The organism is Phaeobacter sp. JH20_02 (assembly GCF_048056915.1).
In the GTDB taxonomy this organism is placed as follows: Bacteria; Pseudomonadota; Alphaproteobacteria; order Rhodobacterales; family Rhodobacteraceae; genus Phaeobacter; species Phaeobacter bryozoorum.
On sequence record NZ_JAYMVP010000021.1, the window covers coordinates 227,495 to 248,067 of the forward strand.

The following is a 20,573-nucleotide window of genomic DNA, read 5'->3' on the forward strand; positions in this document are numbered from 1 at the left end:
GCTGGCACATAGGTGACCGCGTCGGCCCTGCGCCACGTCAGGCACCGGTCAGATATTCAGCTGCATCGTCGACTTGGTGCGGTCCATAGTGACAAAGGTGCGGAACTTCCGAATATTGTCATTCGGAAAAAACAGCCGTTGCGTCAGCGCTTCATATTCCGACATGTCCCCAACGATCACCACAAGGATGAAATCCACTTCGCCGGTGACATAGTAGCATTGCTGGATTTCCGGAGCGTCTTGGAAGCTGCGCTTGATATCGTCGATCCGGCCCGCTGTCTCGGCCCTCAGTTCGACCTCCACAAGAATGGTCAGCGGCAGGCCGACCGTCTTCGGCTCGATCTGGGCGGCCTGGGTCGAAATCACGCCATCCGCCTCCATGCGCCGGATACGCCGCTGGACCGATGCGGTCGACAGATTGACCATCTCGCCGATCTGACGCTGTGGCTTGGTGCAGTCCTGTTGCAGGATCCGCAGGATCGCCAGATCATAGGAATCCAGCCCCTGTGATAAATTTTCTTTTCCCATGCCATATCTGTGCGCAATTTTTGCACGGCGGTCCATGATTCCGAAGTCATAGCCCATGTAAATCGACGTATTTTTGCGCAGGCGCAAAAAAGGATCGTATGATGCTAGACATATTCAGAACCACCAAACCAGATGTCTTTACCACCCAACCAAGGTTGGGGCCGAAGGTTCAGGACGCTCTGCCTCGTCGCGAATTTGACGAGGCTGCCCGCGAAATCAGCACCTGGGACGGCTACCAGCCGACCCCGATGCCAAATTTGACCAGCCTTGCGGACAGGCTGGGCATTCAGGCGATCCACTACAAACACGAAGGACCGAGGTTCGGTCTGGGCAGCTTCAAAGCCTTGGGTGGGGCCTATGCTGTTCTGCGCGTGCTTCAGCGCGAGCTGTCAGAGACCACGGGCCGGGCCATCACCGTCGAAGACCTGCACAGCGGCAGTTTCGCAGATCAGATTTCGGAGATCACCGTGATTTCGGCAACCGATGGCAATCACGGCCGGTCGGTGGCCTGGGGCGCGCAGCGGTTTGGGGCGACGTGCCGAATTTACATCCATGCCGAAGTGAGCCCCTTTCGCGCCGAAGCGATGCAGGCGCTGGGAGCAGAGGTTATTCGCGTCGATGGCGACTATGATGCAACGGTTGCGCAGACCCGTATTGATGCCGAGAAACACGGCTGGAAAATTGTGTCGGACACCTCTTGGCCCGGTTATAGGCAGCCACCGCTGGATGTCATGGCCGGCTACGGTGTGATGGCGCGGGAAATCGTGAGAGACCTGCCTGAACCGCCAACCCATGTGTTCCTTCAGGGCGGCGTTGGCGGGCTGGCTGCATCGGTGATTGCGGTTTTCCATCAGGAATGGGGCAATGCCGCTCCACGCAGCATCATTGTCGAGCCGGAACTGGCGCCCTGTCTGTTTGCCAGCGGCAAGGCCAATGCGGCGACCGCTGTTTCGATCACCTCGGAAACGCTGATGGCAGGATTGTCCTGCGGCGAGCCTTCGCAGATTGCCTGGGAGGTTCTGGGCGAGTCCGTCGATAGTTTCATGACCATTCCCGAAAGCCTGGTCGCCCCAGCCGTCCGATTGCTCGCAGGTGGAGCATGTGGCGATCCCGGCATCGACGCTGGCGAAAGCGCGGTTGCCGGTCTTATCGGGTTGATGTGCGGAGCGCTGGACCACGACCTGCGTGATGAGCTGAAGCTGGATGCTGCGTCACGTGTTGTGATCATCGGCTCCGAAGGGATCACCGATCCAATTGTGGTCAATGCGATCATGGAGGGACATATCTGACGGGGTTTGTCAGCCCTGTCAGGATCGCGCTGTTGGGTCCGGTACACATGAAAAAAGCCCCGGCACAATGGCCGGGGCTTTCTCATCTCTTCCGTCAGACCTTAGCCATTCATGCGGATGGTTTCGTTCTTTGGATCATAGGGGCTGTCGCAGGTGACAACCGCATCCCACAGCTTGTCCTGGATCTTCACCTTCAGCTTGGTGCCTTCCACCGCGTGCTCAGGCTTTACGTAGCCCATGCCGATGGATTTCTCGAAGGCCACCGAGTAGCCGCCGGAGGTCAGGCGGCCTACACGGGTGCCATCCTCGGCATAAAGCGCCTCGCGGCCCCAGGGATCGGCATCGGCGGGGCCGTCGATCAGCAGGGTGCAGCACTTCACGCGGACACCAGTCTCAACCAGCTTGTCCTTGCCGTGGAAGTCCTTCTCCAGATCGACAAAGCGCGGCAGGTCGGCTTCCAGCGGGGTCGCGTCGCGGCCCAGCTCGTTGCCGAAGGCACGGTAGGATTTTTCCTGCCGCAGCCAGTTCTGGGCGCGCGCGCCGACCAGCTTCATGCCGTGCTTCTCGCCCGCCTTCTCCAAGAGGTCGAACAGGTAGTTCTGCATCTCGATCGGGTGATGCAGCTCCCAGCCCAGCTCACCGGTGTAGGCCACGCGGATCGCATTGACCGGGCACATGCCCAATTCGATCTGACGGGCCGACAGCCAGGGGAAGCGCTTGTTGGAGAGTGCGGTTTCCGGATCGGCGTCGACGATCACCTCTTTCAGCACATCGCGCGACTTGGGGCCTGCGATGGCGAAGACGCCCCACTGGGTGGTCACGTCCTGGATCTCGATGTAGCCGAACTCCTCCATCTTGTCCTCAGCCGCCTTACGCAGGAAGTCGGCGTCATACTCAGACCAGGCACCGGCGGAGACCAGATAATAGTTGTTCTCGCCGTTGCGCACGATGGTGTATTCGGTGCGGGTGGTGCCGAAAGCTGTCAGCGCATAGGTCAGGTTGATGCGCCCGATCTTCGGCAGCTTGTTGCAGGTGAACCAGTCGAGGAACTGGGTCGCACCGGGGCCTTTGACGACATGCTTAGTAAAGGCGGTTGCATCCACCAGACCAACGCCTTCGCGGATGGCCTTGGCTTCGTCCACAGCGTGCTGCCACCATTTGCCACGACGGAAAGAGCGGCTTTCCTCGTCGAAATTGTCGGGTGCATCCAGCGGACCGAAGTAGTTCGGGCGTTCCCAGCCGTTGACCCAGCCGAACTGTGCGCCGCGCGCTTTCTGGCGCTCATATGCGGGCGCGGTGCGCAGCGGGCGGGCTGCCGGGCGCTCTTCATCCGGGTGGTGCAGGATGTAGACGTGCTCATAGCACTCTTCGTTCTTGCGCGCGGCGAACTCGGTGGTCATCCAGTTGGAGGAGTAGCGTTTCGGGTCGAGCGACGCCATGTCGATCTCGGCTTCGCCATCCACCATCATCTGCGCCAGGTAGTAGCCGGTGCCGCCTGCGGCGGTGATGCCGAAGGAGAAGCCCTCAGCCAGCCACATGTTGCGCAGGCCCGGTGCCGGACCAACCAGCGGGTTGCCATCGGGGGTGTAGCAGATCGGGCCGTTGAAATCATCCTTCAGGCCGCTTTCGGCGCAGGAGGGCACGCGTTCCGCCATCGCCATATACTGGTCGGCAATCCGGTCCAGATCCAGCGGGAACAGGTCGGCGCGGAAGCTGTCGGGCACGCCATGCTCAAAGCGCGCGGGCGCGCCGTGCTCGTAGATGCCGAGGATCCAGCCGCCGCGCTCTTCGCGGGCGTAGGATTCATTGTCGGCGTCGCGGATCACCGGGTGCTCGGGGTTGCCGGCTTCGCGCCATTTGACCAGCTCAGGGTCCTTGTCCATGACGATGAAGGTGTGTTCGACCGGGATCGCAGGCATCTTGATGCCCAGCATCTTGGCGGTGCGCTGCGCGTGGTTGCCGGAGGCAGTCACGACATGCTCGGCGGTGATCACCACCTGCTCGTCGCTCTCCACCAGGTTGCCGCCTTTTTCGATCATCTTGGTGCAGGTGACTTCCCAGTGGGTGCCGGTCCAGTGGAAGGCATCGGCCTGCAGCTTGCGGTGGATCTCAACGCCGCGCTGACGGGCGCCCTTGGCCATCGCCTGGGTCACGTCTGCCGGGTTAATGTAGCCGTCTTCGGTGTGGTAGATCGCGCCTTTCAGGTCGCCGGTCTCGATCAGCGGCCAGCGCTCCTTGATCTGATCCGGGGTCAGCCACTCATAGGCCACGTCACAGGTCTCTGCGGTAGAGGCATAGAGCATGTATTCGTCCATGCGCTCCTGGGTCTGCGCCATGCGCAGGTTGCCCACCACGGCGAAACCCGCGTTCAGGCCGGTTTCCTCTTCCAGGGTCTTGTAGAAATCGACCGAGTACTTGTGGATGTGGGTGGTCGCATAGGACATGTTGAACAGCGGCAGCAGGCCGGCTGCGTGCCAGGTCGAGCCGGAGGTCAGCTCATCCCGCTCGATCAGCATGACATCGTCCCAGCCTGCCTTGGCGAGGTGATAGGCAATGGATGTCCCGACGGCACCACCGCCGACGACCAATGCTTTGACTTGGGTTTTCATGGGCCCGCTCTCCGGAAAATGATGACTCGTTTGCAGGGAGTTATGCCCCGCCTGCAAATTCCGCGCCAAATCCATCCGACCCAAAACATAACAAAACCGACCTAGCATCGCCCTGAATGCAGGTTTCTGCCCACCCCCTGTCGGTTTTCGCGGTCATGGCCGCGATTTGCCTCTTTGGGTTTGCACAGGCCGCGATGCGCATGGATATGGTCCGGTCGGGGCATTGCCCTGCCGGAGTGTCCTTTTCTTGTTCTCTGCTGCGGCTGTTTGGTCGGTGGTGATATCCGGCCAGAACAAAGAGCAATAACAAGTGGCGGCGGCGCCAGAAGCGGAGGCGGGACGGAGCACTCTGCCCCGCACGAAAAAACGTCGTCTGTGCGTGCCCATGCCAATGGGCCCTGTTCCATGGTGCCGGGGGTGTCAGGCCCGGCGGTGATCGCGATCAGCTCAGATCCTGCCATTGCGCCATTGAGCAAAGGTAAGCCGACCGTGCGGCGGCTTCGCAACGGGCCAACTTCTGCCCCTGCGAGGGCAGCGCCGTGAGTATTTCAGGAAAGGTGACAGAGCGAGGTCCATCCCGTCACCTTTCTTCAAATACTCAAATTCCGCCGCCAGCCCGGCGCGGTGGCGGCGGCGGGCGGTCCTCAGATCTCCAGTATCTTGCCGGGATTGAGGATATTTTCCGGGTCCAGCGCCGCCTTGATCGCTGCCATATAGCGGGTGGTCTCGCCCAGTTCCTGCGTCAGATAGGGGCGTTTGCCCTGTCCGATACCATGTTCGCCGGTGCAGGTGCCCTCCATCGAGATCGCCAGCTCATTGAGCCAGCCCACATAGGCATCGGCTTTTTCGCGTTCTTCTGCGCTGTCCATGTCGATCAGCAACAGCGCGTGGAAATTGCCGTCGCCGACATGGCCCACCATCGGTGCCAGAAGCCCCATCTCCTCGGCCTTTGAGCGCGCAGCGCTGACACATTCCGCCAGTTTCGAGATTGGCACGCAGACATCGGTGGAGATCCCCTTGGCACCGGGGCGCAGCTGCAGGCAGGCCCAGTACATATCGTGGCGCGCCTGCCAGAGCTTGCTGCGGTCCTCCGCCGTTGAGGTGGCCGCGATGTCAAAGCCGCCGTACTCCTCGGCGATGGTGGCAAACATGTCGCTCTGCTCAACCACACCGGCCTCGGAGCCGTGGAATTCCAGCAACAGCAGCGGCATTTCCGGCAGGTCGAGGCCGGAATAGGCATTGGCCGCCTGCACGCTGAGCGCATCCAGCAGTTCGATGCGGGCGACGGGAATGCCGTATTGGATGGTCATCATCACCGCACGACAGGCATCATCGACGCTGCGAAAGGCGCAGCGGGCCGAGCGGATCGCCTCCGGGATGCCCTGCAGACGCAGGGTGAGTTCGGTGATCAGACCCAGCGTGCCTTCGGAGCCAACCAGAAGCCGTGTCATGTCATAGCCGGCCGAGGATTTCCTGGCGCGCTGAGCGGTGCGGATCACCCCGCCGTCGGCCATCACCGCCTCAAGCGCCAGCACATTGTCCTTCATGGTGCCATAGCGCACTGCGTTGGTGCCCGAGGCGCGCGTTGCGGCCATACCGCCGAGCGAGGCATTGGCGCCGGGATCAATGGGAAAGAACAGGCCCTGATCGCGCAGATGGGTGTTGAGCTGTTCGCGGGTGACGCCGGGCTGCACCACCACATCCAGATCCTCGGCATGGACGGCAAGGATCTGATCCATCCGCATCATGTCGATGCAGATGCCCCCGGCGGGGGCGTTTACGTGCCCCTCAAGCGAGGTGCCGGTGCCATAGGGGATAACCGGCACGCCGTGGTCCGCGCAGATCTTTACGATCTCGGCCACCTCGGCGGTGGAGGTGGGAAAGACAACCGCATCCGGCGCCTGATTGCTGATCCAGGTGGTGGTGTGGCCGTGCTGTTCGCGGATCGCCTGCCCGGTCTGTAGCTGTGTGCCAAAGCGCGCCTTCAACGCGTCAATGACGGCGGCAATCCCGGCGTCGTTGCGCGGCAGTCTTGTGGCTTGCACCATGGTTCAGTCTCCCCCCGTTCAGCGGCCGGGGCTGACGCCCGGACCTGTCACCTGTCAACCTAAAGTCGGCGCGCGGGCCCGGACAATACCCAGAACAGGGTAGGTGCGGGATTATCCGCAAAAGACAACGCCCGCCCCGGTGTCCGGAGCGGGCGCGCAGTGTGCGGCCCTGAGCTGAGGCCCGGAGAGCCGATCAGCCCCCCAGCGCGATGCCTTCGCGGCGCGGATCTGCGCCGCCTTTCAGCCCGTCACCGATCTCGATGGCATGCAGGCCGGAGGTCAGATCGCGGGCGTTGACCTCAAACCCCATATCCATCAGCGGCTGGGCCATCTCCTCGGCGCTGGTGCCGGCCTCGACATCATAGGTGCCAAAGCGGTTCACCGCATGGGGCAGTGCCACGGCCTGCTGCACATCCATGCCCCAATCCGCCCAGGCGACGATGGTCTTGGCGACATAGCCGATGATGCGGCTGCCGCCGGGGGAGCCGATGGCCAGAGCGGGCTTGCCGTCCTTCAGCACGATGGTGGGCGCCATCGAGGAGCGTGGGCGCTTGCCCGGTTCCAGCCGGTTGGCAATCGGCACGCCGTCGCTGTGGGTGCGGAAGGAGAAATCGGTGAGCTCGTTATTCAGCAGGAACCCAGCCGCCATCAGCCGCGAGCCAAAGCCGTTTTCAATGGTCGTGGTCATCGACAGAACGTTGCCATACTGGTCGACGATGGAGATATGGGAGGTCGAGGGCAGCTCAATCGACTCATCATCGGCCAGCAGCAGCGCGTGATCGAACTCCGGCGCGCCTGCGTTCACCGCCGGCAGGGCGGCATCGCCCTCAAGCAGGGTTGCGCGGGTCGCGAGGTAATCCGGCGCCACCAGACCCTGCGTGGGCACCGGCACGTAATCGCTGTCGGCCATGTAGCGGCCGCGATCAGCAAAGGCGAGGCGCGAGGCATCGCCGATCAGGCGCCAGGACTGCGGGTTATCGGCGCCCAGTTCCGCCAGGTCATAGTTGCCCAACATGCCGAGGATCTGCCCGACGGTCAGCGCCCCGGATGACGGCGGCCCCATGCCGCAGGCTTCGAACGCGCGGTAGGTGACGCAGACTGCGGGGCGCTCCTTTACCTGATAGAGTGCCAGATCCATCGCCGACAGCACGCCGGGGTTGCCCTCGGCGTTGCGCACCGCATTGGTGATCGCCTCGGCCACCGGGCCGGTGTAGAAACCGCGCGCGCCCTCATCCGCGAGGCGGCGCAGGGTATCGGCATAGGCCGGATTCTTCAGCGTGCTGCCCACCGCCAGCGGCGTGCCGCCGGGCAGGAAGTAATCGGCGGTATCCGACCAGCGCGACAGCCGGTCGGCGTCATTTTCGATCAGGCCGGCCAGCCGGGGGGAGACGGCAAAGCCCTCTTCGGCCAGATCAATCGCGGCGGTGAACAGGCCCGGCCAGGCGGCACGGCCCCAGCGACGATGCGCCGCCTCCAGCAAGGCAGGCGTGCCCGGTGTGCCCACGGACCGGCCCCCGACCACGGCATCGTAGAATTTCAGCGGCTCGCCCGCGTCGTCCTGAAACAGGGTCGGCGTCGCTGCCAGTGGCGCGGTTTCGCGCCCGTCCAATGTCGTGACCTCGCCGCTGGCCGCATCATACCAGACCAGGAACGCACCACCGCCCAGACCGGAGGATTGCGGCTCAACCAGCCCCAGCACGGTCTGCACCGCAACCATGGCATCGGCAGCGGTGCCGCCTGCGCGCAGCACCTCGGCACCGGCAGCCACCGCATGGGGGTTGGCAGCGGCAATCATCCAGTTCTCGGACTCGACCGGGGTGCCTGCGGATTTGGCCTCAAGGGCGGCGGCGACATCGGCGCTGATGGCCGCAAAGCCGGCATCGGCGGTTTCTGCCGCGCCCTCTGGCGCCACGGCATCCGCCGCTTCCTGTGCCATAAGCGGCAGGGCAGCGCCCAACGTCGTGATCCAAACCCCTGCAATCAGTGTTCGTTTCATCGTCCCTCTCCTCTCGTCTGTGGTGATCTTCTGCGCATGCTGGCATTTCACAGAGCAACCCGGCAATGCTGAGATACCGCCATCGGCGCACAGATGCCTGTGCGTCCGCGACATATTGACATGGGGATGATGTTCCGAATCGAAAAGATAAACCGGAACACTATTCCAATAGTTGAACTTCATTAAGAACGCTGATCCACCCCGATCGTTGCAGGTGGACATATTTCCTTCCTGAGATCCCTACAGCATGGAGGGGACAACCTGATCTGGTGGTCGATGGCCGTCCTCGAATGTCTTGATATTCAGCAGAACTTTCTCGCCCATCTCCAGACGTCCCTCAAGCGTGGCGGAGCCCATATGCGGCAGCAGCACGACGTTTTCCAACTCGCGCAATCGCGGGTTGATGTCAGTGCCATGTTCATAGACGTCGAGACCGGCGCCGGCGATTTCACCGGAGCGCAACATACGGGTCAGCGCGTGTTCGTCGATCACTTCCCCGCGCGAGGTGTTCACGATCACCGCATCGGGCTTCATCAGTTTCAGCCGCCGTGCGTTCATCAGATGAAAGGTCGAGGGCGTCGAGGGGCAGTTGATCGACAGCACATCCATGCGGGCCACCATCTGATCGAGGCTCTCCCAATAGGTGGCTTCAAAGCGCTCTTCGATCTCCGGGCGCAGGCGTCGGCGGTTGTGGTAATGGACCTGCATACCAAAGGCCGCGGCCCGTTTGGCCACCGCCTGCCCGATGCTGCCCATGCCCAGAATGCCCAGACGCCGCCCGGCCAGCCGCCCGCCGAGCAGGGCGGTGGGCGACCAGCCCTGCCAGTCGCCTTTCTGCATGATCGCAAGCCCTTCGGGGATTCGGCGGGTCACCGCCATGATCAGCGCCATTGCCATATCGGCGGTATCATCGGTCAGCACGCCGGGCGTGTTGGACACCAGTACTCCCCGCTGGCGCGCAGTGGCCACATCAATGTGATCGACCCCCGCGCCATAGTTGGCGATCAGTTTCAGACGCTCACCGGCCTGCGCCAGCAAGGCGGCATCTATGGTGTCGGTCACGGTTGGAACCAGCACATCGGCGTCCTTCATCGCGGTGGCCAGCTCGGCGCGGGTCATCGGCGTGTCGTCCTCGCGCAGACGCACATCGAACAATTCGCTCAACCGGGTTTCGACCGGCTCCGGCAACCGTCGCGTAACGACAACACTCAGACGTTCTCTTGCCACTGCTGCTCTCCCTCGGCTTTGCAATCTCTCTGGCCTCATGGCATCGTGGCGCAGGACGCGGGCAGGCACAAGAACCCATCCCGCCCTCCGGCCTCTCTGACGCGGCTTTCTTTTTCCAGATGATCGGCACCCGGACATCAGATCAGGGGCAGGTCGGCAAAAAAACGCAGCGCTTTTGGATTGGTCAGGCAGGTAACAGGCAGCGACAATAAGAAGCGAGCAGGCAGTGAAAATTTCGGCATCATATCTGCGGTCCCGGCTGGCCGTGGTCGGCATGATCCTGATTGGCGTGACCGGTGCGGTGGCCCCTGCCCCCGGCCATGCCCGTGACGAACGCGGGCCGGTGACCAACCTGCCCCTGCCCCGGTTCGTGTCGATGAAGGCTGCCGAGGGCAACGTGCGCCGGGGTCCGTCGCTGACGCATAAGATCGACTGGGTGTTCAAGCGGCGCGGGATGCCGCTGGAGATCACCGCCGAATACGGGCACTGGCGCCGCGTGCGTGATCGCGACGGAGCCGGCGGCTGGGTTCATTATGCGCTGCTGTCAGGGTCACGCACCGTGCTGATCGAAGAGGACATGCTGACGGTCCATGCCCGCCCGGACCCCAACGCCCCTGTGACCGCCGCCTTTGAGCTGGGCGTGGTGGCGCGGCTGGGCAAATGCGACATCAGCTGGTGTTCAATCTCTGCCGGTGGCTATCGCGGCTGGGCGCCCAAGGAAAAGCTGTGGGGGGTGGCCCCGGATGAGCTGCGCGACTGAGCCATCAGCCCGTCAGTCGCGGCGGTCGGCGGGGCGGATCGCAAGGCTGGTGCCGCCCAGTTCGCGAAAGCTCTTCTGACGGCAGGAAAACACCAGAATTTGCAGATCATTGGCCTGTAGTGTCAGCGCGTCAAACAGCGCCTCGATGCGGGCATCGTCGGTATAGGCCAGCGCATCATCCAGAATGACCGGGATGCCGCGCCCGGATTTCGCCAGGAGCCGGGCAAAGGCCAGCCGCACCATCAGCGCCAATTGTTCCTGTGTGCCACCGGAGAGCTGGGTCAGCTGCTCCTCTGTGGCGCCGCGCGCCAGCTGGCTGGGCAGCACGCTGTCGGCATCAACCTGCACCTGTGCCTCCGGCCAGAGCCTACGCAGCAGCGGCGTCAGCTCGGCCATCAACGGCCCCAGATATTGCGCCTGCGCGCCTGCCTGCGCGGCTTCCAGCGCCTGATCCAGACGGCGCAGGGTGGCCACTTCGAAATGCAGCGCCGCCAGCGTGGTTTCGGCAACCGCCAGCTGATCGGTGACCTCGGCCAGTTCTTCCTCCACCGCGTGGCTGGCATGGGCGCTGACACGCGCGTCCAGAACCGCCAGATCGCGCGCCAGCGCCTGCAGGCGAGCCTGCGCCGTCTCGACCACCGAACGGGCACGCTGGCAGGCCGCCTGAGCCTGTTCCAGATCCGGGGCCTCGGCGGTCAGGCGGGCCTCTTCGGCGCGGGCCTCGGCCACGGCCTGCTCCAGCGCGGGCAGCCCGGAGCGGAGGGTTGCCAGCTCTGCCGTGGCCGCCTCGGCATCTCCCAGCGCCACGGTGGCGCGGGCCAGCTCGGCCTCGGCAGCCTCGGCATGGGCCAGCGCGCCATGGGCCTCTTTCTGAGCGGCGGCCTCCTCGGTGCGGCGCTGTGCAAGTGTGGCATCTGCGGCCAGTTCGCCAGCCTCGGCCCCGGCCTGCGCCGCGTCCAGGTCGGCCCGGTCCGGCTCGGCCTCGCCCTCCGCATCGGCCTGCCCATCCGACCCAACCGGCAAGGCTGCGATCGCCGCGACCAGCGCTTCGCGCCCCTCCGGCGCAAGCGCCCGCTGGGTGGCCTCGCCCTCTTTCAGGCGGGCCGTTGCGGCACTGCGGGCATGATGCGCCCTGCGGGCCTGTTCCAGCGTTTCGAAACCCTGGTCGGCCAGAGCCCGCGCCAGGGCGGTTTCGGCCTCGGACAATGCGCCACTATCGCTGCCGCGCGCGGGATGCAGGGTCACGGTGGCAAGGCCCGGTATCTCCAGCCTGCCGCCATCGGGCAGGGCCACCTCTGCCCCCTCATGCAGCGGTTCACCGTCAAGGCTCAACCGCGCCTCGGCGCCGGGCAGATAGGCAACGCTGAGTGCGGCAGCGGAGGCGGCGCGGGCGTGGCGGGCCAGAGCAACCGACTGTGCCAGATCTTCCAGCCGGGCCATCGCGGCGGCTGTGACAGCCTCCTTGGCCAGCTGGCGATCACCCACCAGATCTGCCTCTAGCGCATCGAACTGGGCCAGACGCTCGGTCAGCTCGGCACGGCGCAATTGAGCCTGCTGCGCAGCCTCGGCGCGCAGGGCGGTGGCGATGGATTTGCGGATCGCGGCAACGGCATCGCGCGCCTTGGCGGCGGCGAGTTCGGCGGATTTCAACTGTGCGGCGGCCTGTTCGGCGGTGCGGGCGGCGTCCTCCCGCCGCTCCGTTGCCTGCGCAAGCGCCTTGCTGGCGCGGGCATGATCCGCGAGGCGCGCCGTCTGGGTTTCGATCCGCGCCGCCTGCCCGTCGCGGCGCGACAGCGCCAGATCAAGCGCGCGGCGAGCCTGTTCGCATTGCTCTCGGTGTCGCTTGGCGGCGACCAGCGCGGCTTCGGCAGCTTTCAACCGGGACTGGCGGGCTGCGGTTTCCTGTGGTGCGGAGAGATCGGCCTGTTCGCGGCGCAGGAGCTGGCGCTGGTCCAGCAGCTGGCGCAGATCGGCGACCTGCCCTGCCAGAGTGTCGCGCTGTTCAGCCAACGCCGCCACGCGGGCCTCGGCCTCGGCCAGCGGGCCGCCCTTGCGGGCACCGCGACTGGTCACCATCCGGTCCAGATCGGCGCGCAGGCGGCGGCGCAGGCTCTCCATCTGCTGACCGCCGGTCACCGCCTCGACCTTGCCGCTGAGCGAGGACATCAGATCGCGTCGCGCCTCCAGCGTGTCCTTGGCATCGGCAAAATCGGTCAGCCCCTGTCGCAGCCAGAGCATCCCCACCGGGCCGTCCTTTGGCGGTGCAATGAGGTCGCGCAGCCAGGCCTCGGCGGCATCGGCCTGATGCAGCAGCGCGCCCTCCCGCCAGATCCGCGCGGTGCCCTTGCCGGAGGCTTTGGTAAAGGTCTTGGCGATGCGGTAGTGGCTGCCCTGATGGGTCAGCTCGACCTCCACCTCCGGGTCGCCGCCGGCATAGGGGGCCAGCGCGCGCACGTCCTTGTCCCAGGATTTCGCGTCCTTGAAAAACAGCGCCTGAAGCGCGTCGAAGATGGTGGATTTGCCCTGCTCATTAGGCGCGCTCAGCAGGTTGAGACCGGGGCCGATGCCGGTGATTTCAACCGGATCGACAAAGCGGCGCACATTGGTCAGGCGAAGGGCCGTCAGCTTCATTCCGCGCCCTCCTGCACCGCCGCATAAAGCCGGTTCAGCGCCGCTGCGGCCACGTCGCGGTCGTCCTGCGCCAGCGCGCTGTTCCGGCTTTCCGCCATCAGGGTTTCGGCGGCGACCCGCAGCGCGCCGGCGGTGGCGATCTGGTCCAGATCCTCGGCCCGGTGTTCGATCCGCAGCGCCTCCTCGTCGAGGCTGAGATGGCAGAAGGCCGGGGCCTGCTCGGCCACGAAACGCCGCAGCTGCATATGCTGATCGGCGGTGACCCAGCCCCGCGCGCGCAGGCGGATCAGACAGTCGGGCCAGTCCGGCGGGTCGGCGGGCAGCGCGGCCCTGATCAGGGCGGTGATATCCTGCCCCGGAGCCAGATCCAGCGCCAGCTCCTGCCAGTGGTACTGGCCGATCTCGATCTGGCGCAGCTGTGGTGGCTGACCCGGCCCCGGCAGATCCACCAGCAGGCAGCTGCCGCGGCCCGGATGTTTGAAGCGGTCCCGTTCCGGCGTGCCGGGATAGCGGCTATGGGCATTGAGGGTAAAATCGCCATGCCAGTCGCCAAGCGCCAGATAATCCAGCCGCGCGCTGCTGGCGCGGGTGGTGGCGATGGTCTCGGCACCGTTCTGGTCGCGGTCGAAATCGAGCACTGCGCCATGGGCCAGCCCGATGCGCAGGTGGCCCTCGGGCGTCTCGGCGCTCTCCATCCAGATGGTGCGGTCCTGACCGGCAAAACGATGCTGACAGGGGGCGGGCAACAGCGTGGCACCGGGAGCCATCTCGACCGGGTCGGGCTGCATCAGCAGATGGACATTGTCCGGCGCATGGCGCGCCATCTCCGCCCAGAGCGGCTCGGCCGCGCCGCTGTCGTGATTGCCGGGGATGATCCACCACTGCACCGGCTCGGCGGCGGCCATCGCGGCCAGCGCCTGCCGGATCACCCGCGCCGAGGGGGTTTCGGTGTCAAAGAGATCCCCCGCAATCAGCACATGTTCCGCGCCCTGCTCTGCCGCCGTCTGCGCCAGCCGGGGCAGGATCCCCTGCCGGGCCTGTTGCAGCGCGGCGCGGGTTTCCTCGTCGAACTGGCCAAAGCGTTTGCCTAGGTGCAGATCGGAGGTGTGCAGCAGGCGCAGGCTGGTCATGCGGAATGGGTCCTCTGGTGGTGGGCTTCACAGGTGAGTGACGTGCAGAAGTGACAGAGCCGCGCCGGGGCGTCAACGCGGGTCTGCACGGCGGGCTCAGGGCAGGTGTCGGGCGGTCGGCAGGCTGGCGGCGGGCAGCCACGCGGCGGGCAGAAGGATTGACAGAACCGCAATCAACCGGCAAAAATATTGGAGATTTTCCAAAATAGGGATCAAAGCATGTTTGGTCGGCGCCCCCGCTCGGAGGAAGATACGGTTGTCGCCGTGCTGGCGGCAGCGCTGCGGCGGGATATTTCCTTTGGCGTGCTGCGCCCGGACCAGAAGCTGAAGATCGAAGCGCTGCGCCAGAGCTATGGCGGCTCCAACCATTCGATGCGCGAGACCCTGCGGATGCTCAGTGCCGAGGGGCTGGTGGAGGCCACCGCCCAGCGCGGTTTTCGCGTCACCTCGGCGACCGAGGATGATCTGCGGGACATTCTGTTCATGCGACTGGAGGTGGAACGGCTGGGCCTGAGGATGGGGTTGGAGCGCGGCAACGTCCAGTGGGAGGGCCGGGTTCTGGCGGCGCATCACGCGCTGCGCCGCACCGAGGAAGCGCTGGTTGAGGAGGCCAATGACGCGCTGGCGCTGGATTGGGACATGGCCTGCCGGAACTTTGCCGCGGTGCTGGTGGAGGCCGCGCAATCGCCCCGGCTGTCGGATATGCAGCTGAAATTCTACGATCAGTCCCGCCGGTTCCGACTGGCGCAACTGCGCGAGGGGCGGCTCGATTTTGCCACCCGCGCCCGGCAGCAGCAGGTGCTGGTCGAGGCTGTGCTGGCCCGCAATACCGAGGCCGCCATCGCGGCGCTGGAGATCTATGTGACCGGCGATATGGGCGGCTAACAGCGGGCTGCGGTCAACGCGCGCCGGAAACCGAGACTAGATATCAGCGGGCCTGACCGACCCGATGGGACACCAACATAAGAGGGAGGATTTGAGAGATGACCAATTGGACACGCCGCCGCACGCTTGCAGCACTTGGCGGTGCTGCCGCAGCTGCGGGGCTGGCGACACCGGCGCTGGCAAGCAATCGCAAGATCGTGCTGGGGGCGCTGCGCTTTACCAGCCATTCAGCCAGCTTCATCGCGCAGGAGCGCGGATATTTCGCTGATGCGGGCCTTGACGTGGAGCTGCGGTTTTTCCAGGCGGCCTCGCCGATGTCGGTGGCGATTGCCTCGGGCGATGTGGATTATGCGATCACCGCGATGTCGGGCGGGCTGATCTCGCTGGCCGATCGCGGTGCAATCAAGGTGATCGGTGGCGCCTTGTCGGAGGAGCCGGGTATCGACGGGCAGAAGATTCTGGTCTCCGACGCCGCCTATCAGGCCGGGGTCACCAGCCCGGCGGCGCTGGACGGCAAGAGCTTTGGCATGACCACCGCCGGTTCCTCGTTCCACTATATGGGGTCGCGGATGGCGCAGAAGGAAGGTGTCTCGCTGTCCTTCAAGCCGCTGCAAAAGGTCGGTGCGATCATCGGCGCGCTGAAATCAGGGCAGATTGATGCCTGGTCCATCGTGCCTCATATCGCCAAGCCGCTGGCAGGATCGGGCGCTGTGCATATCATCGGTGATGTGGCGGACTATCTGCCCGACTATCAGGTGACGACGGTGTTTACCTCGGCCAGCAATGCCAGCGGCGAGCAGCAGATGACCCGCGATTTCCTGAGCGCCTACAGCCGCGGTGTCTCCGATTACAACGCCACCATGATCGACCGGGCCAGCGGTGATGCAGGCGTCGACCAGATGGTCGATCTGATCCACAAATATGTCTACGCAGATCGCCCCCGCGAGAAGGCCGCCAAGTCGATCATCAATGGCACCATGCGTCTGAACGAAGGGGCGGCGATGAACACCAGATCGCTGGCGGATCAGCTGGCGTGGTTCCAGGCCGAAAAGCTGGTGGATGCCGATATCACGCTGGAGACGATCATCGACTCCAGCTACGTCGACACCATCGGCTGATCACCGGACCGGTGACGCACAACTGACTGTGCCGGTGACCCAGACCGGCACCAGCGCCGGGGCGGCCTGCCCCGGCCCTCTCATGCGCGGAGCAAGACTATGGATATTCGCCTGTCCGGGGTGGGTCATGCCTATGACGACATCCCGGTCCTACGGGACATCACGCTGGAGATCCCCAGCGGCAAGATCGTCTGTATCGTCGGCCCCTCCGGCTGTGGCAAATCCACCCTCCTGCGGTTCATCGGCGGGTTGGAACGCCCTAGCCAAGGCGAGGTCCTGCAGGTGGGGCAGCCGCCCGAGGGCAGTCTTAATCCGCTGACTTATGTGTTTCAGGATTTTGCCCTGCTGCCCTGGCGCACGGTCCGGGGCAATATCAGCCTGGTGCTGGAGGATCACGGCATTCGCGGCGCGGCAGCGGCACGGATCATTGACGATGTTCTGGCGCGCACCAAGCTGGGTGATTTTGCCGAGGCGCTGCCCAAGCAGCTGTCGGGCGGGATGAAACAGCGGGTGGCAATAGCACGGGCGCTTGCCGTGAACCCGGCAGTGATGCTGATGGATGAGCCGCTGTCGGCGCTGGACAGCCAGACCCGCGAACTGCTGATGGATGATCTGGTGGCGCTGTGGACGCGCACGCCCTTCACCGCCGTCTATGTGACCCATAATCTGGCCGAAGCGGTGCGGCTGGGTCATGCCATCGTGGTCTTGTCCCGCCGTCCCGGCCAGATCCGCGAGATCGTGGAACTGGACACACCGCTGGCCGAGCGCGAGTTTGGCGATGCTGAGCTTGAACAGAAACAGAAATACCTGTGGCAGCTGATGCGTGACGAGGCGCGGGCGGCGGATGCGGAGCTGATGAATGTCTGACACCCAATTGGCCGGGGCGCAGCCCGGCAAGACGGCGGGCACCCCCGCAACACCGGCGATCCGCCCGGTTCAGTTTCGCGGCGGCGGCTTTGCCCCTCGCGGCGGGCGCTGGGTGGGCGGACTGGTCTTTGTGCTGCTGTTGCTTCTGGCCGAACTTGGCACCCGTCAGGGCTGGATTTCCAACCTCACCCTGCCGCGCCCCAGCGATGTGCTGGCGACGTTGCAGGAGCTCTATGCCACCGGCCTGCTGTGGACCCACGTCAGCGTCTCGCTGTCGCGATTGGTCGTGGGCGCGGCCTTGGGGGCCAGCGTCGGTATTGGCGTCGGGCTGATGATCGGGCTGTTTTCCTATGTGCGCGCGGGGCTGGTGCCCTTGGTGGCGGCGCTATTTCCGATCCCGAAGATCGCACTTTTGCCGCTGTTTGTGATCTGGTTCGGCATTGATGAAGGGTCCAAATATGCGCTGATCGCCTTTGGCACCTTTACGCCCACCGTCGTGGCCACCTATGGCGCGGTGGACAATGTCGACCGCTCGCTGATCCGCATGGGGCAGAGTTTCAACCTGTCGTGGCTGTCGATTGTCCGCAAGATCGTGCTGCCGGGCGCGATGCCCGGTATCCTGTCCGGCCTGCGCATCAGCTTGGCGATTGCCATCATCCTGCTGGTGGCCGCTGAAATGTTGGGGGCGGAGCATGGCATTGGTGCGTATATTCTGGAGGCCGGGTCGCTCTATGATCTGGAGCGGCTGTTTGCCGGTGTGGCGATCCTGTCGGTGCTGGGGGTGCTGGTCAGCAGCCTGATCGGGCTGATCGAACGCCACCTGCTGCGCTGGCGCAGCTGAGCGCGACCGAGTCGCGCATGTGACCCGCCCCTGCCTGTCGCAATCGCATAGAATCGAGGCCAATGGCGCCAAAACGCGCCAATAATCTCAAAAGCGCGGCAATCTGCGCCTCACAAAGCCCATGCCGGCAATTGCACCCGCGCGCGACCTGATTTACACGGGGGCCATATGAATGGCTGTTGTCCTTGCGGGCTGCCGGTCTGTCAGACCAGTTCTGACCCAAGATGACCGCCCGCCGCATCCTCACCGGGCAGCAGCACCCCGTCCATCAGGTGCAGCGCCGACCGCTCACCCAAGTTTCCGATATCGCTGAAAAAAGGTTGTGGAATATGGCAGAAAATTCGACCCCCGACATTTTGTATACCATCGTAGACGAAGCCCCCGAGCTGGCCAGCGCCTCTCTGTTGCCGATCATCCGCAGCTTTGCGAATGCGGCGGGCGTCTCCGTCGGGACCAAGGACATTTCGCTGGCGGGCCGCATCCTTGCGACCTTCCCCGAAGCGCTGAGCGACACCCAGCGTCAGAGCAACGATCTGGCCGAACTGGGCGAGCTGGTGAAGACCCCCGAAGCCAATGTCATCAAGCTGCCGAATATCTCGGCCTCGGTGCCGCAGCTGACCGCCGCGATTGCCGAGTTGCAGGCGCAGGGGTTCGATATCCCCGACTATCCGGCGGACCCGGTGACCGATGCGCAAAAAGAGATCCGCGCGCGCTATGACACCATCAAGGGCTCGGCTGTGAACCCGGTGCTGCGCGAAGGCAACTCGGACCGTCGCGCCGCCCGCGCGGTGAAGAACTTTGCCCAGAACAACCCGCATTCGATGGGCAAATGGTCTGCTGACAGCAAGACCAAAGTCTCCTCGATGCCGGGCAATGATTTCTACGCCAACGAAGTCTCCGCCACCATCTCCGCCGCGCAGGCCGGGACCGCGAAGATCGAGTTTGTCGGCAAGGACGGCGCCGTTACCGTGCTGAAGGACAGCTGGCCGCTGGAAGAGGGCACCGTTGCCGATGCAACCTTCATGTCGGCCAAGGCGCTGTCGTCCTTCCTGACGGATGCGATTGAAGACACCAAATCCGATGGCACCATGTTCTCGCTGCACATGAAAGCCACCATGATGAAGGTCTCCGACCCGATCATCTTTGGCCACGCGGTGAAGGCATGGCTGGGCCCGGTCTGGGACAAATACGGCGCTGAAATCGAAGCGGCTGGTGGCTCGGCGAACTCGGGCCTTGGTGCGGTTCTGGCAACCATCGACGGCCTGCCCAATGGCGATGCGATCAAGGCAGAGATCGCCGCGCTGGACCGTCCGTCCATGTATATGGTGGACAGCGACAAGGGCATCACCAACCTGCATGTGCCCTCCGATGTGATCATCGACGCCTCCATGCCTGCGGTGATCCGTGCCGGTGGCAAGGGCTGGGACGAAGCGGGCAACAAGGGCGACACCAACTGCGTGATCCCCGACCGCTGCTATTCCACCGTCTATGACGAGAGCATCAATTTCTTCAAAGCCAATGGTGCGCTCGACGTGACCACCGCAGGCTCCGTCGCCAACGTCGGTCTGATGGCGCAGAAGGCTGAGGAATACGGCTCGCACCCGACCACCTTCGAAGCGGCCGCAGATGGCACCATCCGTATCGTGCTGGCAAATGGCGAGACGCTGCATTCGCACGAGGTCGAGGCCGGTGATATCTGGCGCGCCTGCACCGTGAAAAAGGCCCCGATCGAAAACTGGATCCAGCTGGCGATGGACCGTCAGCGGCTGACCGGCTCCGAGGCGATTTTCTGGCTGGACGCCAACCGCGCCCATGACGCCGAGCTGATCAAATACGTGCAGCCCGTGCTGAACGCAGCTGGCGTGGCCGATAAGTTCCAGATCATGGCGCCGCGCGAAGCCACCCGCCAGAGCCTTGAAACCATCACCGCAGGCAAGGACAGCATCGCCATCACCGGCAACGTGCTGCGCGACTATCTGACCGACCTGTTCCCGATCCTGGAGCTGGGCACCTCGGCCAAGATGCTGTCGATTGTGAAGCTGATGAACGGTGGCGGGTTGTTTGAAACCGGGGCCGGCGGCTCTGCGCCCAAGCACGTGCAGCAGCTGGTTGAGGAAAACCACCTGCGCTGGGACTCGATGGGCGAATTCTGTGCTCTGGGTGAATCGCTGAACTTCCTCGCCGACAGCAAGGGCAACGCCAAGGCTGGCGTGCTGGGTGCCGCTGCCGAGGCGGCGACGCAGGGCATTCTGGATCACAACCGCTCGCCCTCGCGCAAGGTGGGTGAGCCGGACAACCGCGCCAGCCACTACTGGTTTGCCCGCTACTGGGCCGAAGCGCTGGCCGCGCAGGGGGATGACGCCGAACTGGCCGCGCATTTCGCGCCCATCGCCGCAGAGCTGGCGGCCAAGGAAGAGCAGATCCTGTCGGAGCTGGCCGAGGTTCAGGGCAAGGCGGTTGATCTGGGCGGCTATTTCCACACCGATCCGGTGAGAACCGCCGCCGTCATGCGCCCCAGCGCCACGCTGAACGGCATTATCGGCTGATCACGCATCGGCGTGTTCGGGCGACATGCTGCCCCTAGACCATAGAAAACGCCCGGAGTGATCCGGGCGTTTTTTTCGTTCAGACTGCAAAGCCTCGG

The 20,573-nt window shown here is 64.4% G+C and carries 14 protein-coding genes; 7 read left to right on the plus strand and 7 right to left on the minus strand.

Annotation, left to right across the window (positions count from 1 at the left end; genetic code table 11):
• Window positions 1–48: 48 nt before the first annotated feature.
• Window positions 49–528, minus strand: coding sequence for an Lrp/AsnC family transcriptional regulator (locus VWY34_RS06695; RefSeq protein ID WP_416544693.1), 480 nt, complete (start codon window positions 526–528; stop codon window positions 49–51).
• A gap of 101 nt (window positions 529–629) precedes the next feature.
• Between VWY34_RS06695 and VWY34_RS06700 the strand changes: the two genes are divergently transcribed.
• Window positions 630–1,817 (plus strand): diaminopropionate ammonia-lyase, encoded by a 1,188-nt coding sequence (locus VWY34_RS06700; protein WP_416544694.1) that lies wholly within the window; start codon window positions 630–632, stop codon window positions 1,815–1,817.
• 101 nt (window positions 1,818–1,918) lie between these two features.
• On the opposite strand, the gene VWY34_RS06705 is transcribed toward VWY34_RS06700, so the two are convergent.
• The 4 genes from VWY34_RS06705 to VWY34_RS06720 form a co-directional block, all read right to left on the minus strand.
• Window positions 1,919–4,426: a GcvT family protein gene (locus VWY34_RS06705; RefSeq protein WP_416544695.1), complete on the minus strand. Its 2,508-nt coding sequence runs from the start codon at window positions 4,424–4,426 to the stop codon at window positions 1,919–1,921.
• A gap of 644 nt (window positions 4,427–5,070) precedes the next feature.
• The gene (locus VWY34_RS06710) at window positions 5,071–6,474 is read right to left on the minus strand and encodes an FAD-binding oxidoreductase (protein ID WP_416544696.1); all 1,404 of its coding nucleotides are present in this window, start codon (window positions 6,472–6,474) and stop codon (window positions 5,071–5,073) included.
• A gap of 193 nt (window positions 6,475–6,667) precedes the next feature.
• A complete protein-coding gene (gene ggt, locus VWY34_RS06715; RefSeq protein WP_340547474.1) occupies window positions 6,668–8,470 on the minus strand; it encodes a gamma-glutamyltransferase in 1,803 nt (600 codons plus the stop codon).
• Between the two features lie 240 nt (window positions 8,471–8,710).
• Window positions 8,711–9,697, minus strand: coding sequence for a 2-hydroxyacid dehydrogenase (locus VWY34_RS06720; protein ID WP_340547475.1), 987 nt, complete (start codon window positions 9,695–9,697; stop codon window positions 8,711–8,713).
• Between the two features lie 274 nt (window positions 9,698–9,971).
• Here VWY34_RS06720 and VWY34_RS06725 point away from each other — a divergent pair, with 274 nt between their 5' ends.
• A complete protein-coding gene (locus tag VWY34_RS06725; protein ID WP_340547537.1) occupies window positions 9,972–10,457 on the plus strand; it encodes an SH3 domain-containing protein in 486 nt (161 codons plus the stop codon).
• Window positions 10,458–10,469: 12 nt separating this feature from the next.
• Here the strand turns inward: VWY34_RS06725 and VWY34_RS06730 are convergent, their stop codons facing one another.
• Complete coding sequence (locus VWY34_RS06730) at window positions 10,470–13,088, minus strand: AAA family ATPase (RefSeq protein ID WP_416544697.1); 2,619 nt, start codon at window positions 13,086–13,088, stop codon at window positions 10,470–10,472.
• Complete coding sequence (locus tag VWY34_RS06735) at window positions 13,085–14,218, minus strand: metallophosphoesterase family protein (protein ID WP_416536569.1); 1,134 nt, start codon at window positions 14,216–14,218, stop codon at window positions 13,085–13,087. Before VWY34_RS06735 ends, VWY34_RS06730 begins: the two co-directional genes overlap by 4 nt.
• Window positions 14,219–14,437: 219 nt before the next feature.
• On the opposite strand from VWY34_RS06735, the gene VWY34_RS06740 reads away from it, so the two are divergent.
• The 5 genes from VWY34_RS06740 (at window position 14,438) to VWY34_RS06760 (ending at window position 20,475) form a co-directional block, all read left to right on the plus strand.
• Window positions 14,438–15,103 carry a GntR family transcriptional regulator gene (locus VWY34_RS06740; protein WP_340547478.1) on the plus strand — a complete coding sequence of 222 codons (666 nt, stop codon included), beginning with the start codon at window positions 14,438–14,440 and terminating at the stop codon, window positions 15,101–15,103.
• A 98-nt stretch (window positions 15,104–15,201) separates the two neighbouring features.
• Complete coding sequence (locus tag VWY34_RS06745; protein ID WP_416540916.1) at window positions 15,202–16,221, plus strand: ABC transporter substrate-binding protein; 1,020 nt, start codon at window positions 15,202–15,204, stop codon at window positions 16,219–16,221.
• Window positions 16,222–16,320: 99 nt separating this feature from the next.
• Window positions 16,321–17,088 (plus strand): ABC transporter ATP-binding protein, encoded by a 768-nt coding sequence (locus tag VWY34_RS06750; protein WP_416537556.1) that lies wholly within the window; start codon window positions 16,321–16,323, stop codon window positions 17,086–17,088.
• Window positions 17,081–17,929, plus strand: coding sequence for an ABC transporter permease (locus tag VWY34_RS06755; RefSeq protein ID WP_416537557.1), 849 nt, complete (start codon window positions 17,081–17,083; stop codon window positions 17,927–17,929). Before VWY34_RS06750 ends, VWY34_RS06755 begins: the two co-directional genes overlap by 8 nt.
• 329 nt (window positions 17,930–18,258) lie before the next feature.
• On the plus strand, window positions 18,259–20,475 hold the full coding sequence (locus VWY34_RS06760; protein WP_416544711.1) for an NADP-dependent isocitrate dehydrogenase: 2,217 nt from the start codon (window positions 18,259–18,261) through the stop codon (window positions 20,473–20,475).
• The last annotated feature ends 98 nt before the right edge of the window (window positions 20,476–20,573 follow it).

What these genes read in the sequence shown, in the direction of transcription:
- VWY34_RS06695 (WP_416544693.1), bottom strand. Translation starts at nt 528, where the DNA reads ATGGGAAAAGAAAATTTATCACAGGGGCTGGATTCCTATGATCTGGCG.
- VWY34_RS06700 (WP_416544694.1), top strand. Translation starts at nt 630, where the DNA reads ATGCTAGACATATTCAGAACCACCAAACCAGATGTCTTTACCACCCAA.
- VWY34_RS06705 (WP_416544695.1), bottom strand. Translation starts at nt 4,426, where the DNA reads ATGAAAACCCAAGTCAAAGCATTGGTCGTCGGCGGTGGTGCCGTCGGG.
- VWY34_RS06710 (WP_416544696.1), bottom strand. Translation starts at nt 6,474, where the DNA reads ATGGTGCAAGCCACAAGACTGCCGCGCAACGACGCCGGGATTGCCGCC.
- ggt (WP_340547474.1), bottom strand. Translation starts at nt 8,470, where the DNA reads ATGAAACGAACACTGATTGCAGGGGTTTGGATCACGACGTTGGGCGCT.
- VWY34_RS06725 (WP_340547537.1), top strand. Translation starts at nt 9,972, where the DNA reads ATGATCCTGATTGGCGTGACCGGTGCGGTGGCCCCTGCCCCCGGCCAT.
- VWY34_RS06730 (WP_416544697.1), bottom strand. Translation starts at nt 13,088, where the DNA reads ATGAAGCTGACGGCCCTTCGCCTGACCAATGTGCGCCGCTTTGTCGAT.
- VWY34_RS06735 (WP_416536569.1), bottom strand. Translation starts at nt 14,218, where the DNA reads ATGACCAGCCTGCGCCTGCTGCACACCTCCGATCTGCACCTAGGCAAA.
- VWY34_RS06740 (WP_340547478.1), top strand. Translation starts at nt 14,438, where the DNA reads ATGTTTGGTCGGCGCCCCCGCTCGGAGGAAGATACGGTTGTCGCCGTG.
- VWY34_RS06745 (WP_416540916.1), top strand. Translation starts at nt 15,202, where the DNA reads ATGACCAATTGGACACGCCGCCGCACGCTTGCAGCACTTGGCGGTGCT.
- VWY34_RS06750 (WP_416537556.1), top strand. Translation starts at nt 16,321, where the DNA reads ATGGATATTCGCCTGTCCGGGGTGGGTCATGCCTATGACGACATCCCG.
- VWY34_RS06755 (WP_416537557.1), top strand. Translation starts at nt 17,081, where the DNA reads ATGTCTGACACCCAATTGGCCGGGGCGCAGCCCGGCAAGACGGCGGGC.
- VWY34_RS06760 (WP_416544711.1), top strand. Translation starts at nt 18,259, where the DNA reads ATGGCAGAAAATTCGACCCCCGACATTTTGTATACCATCGTAGACGAA.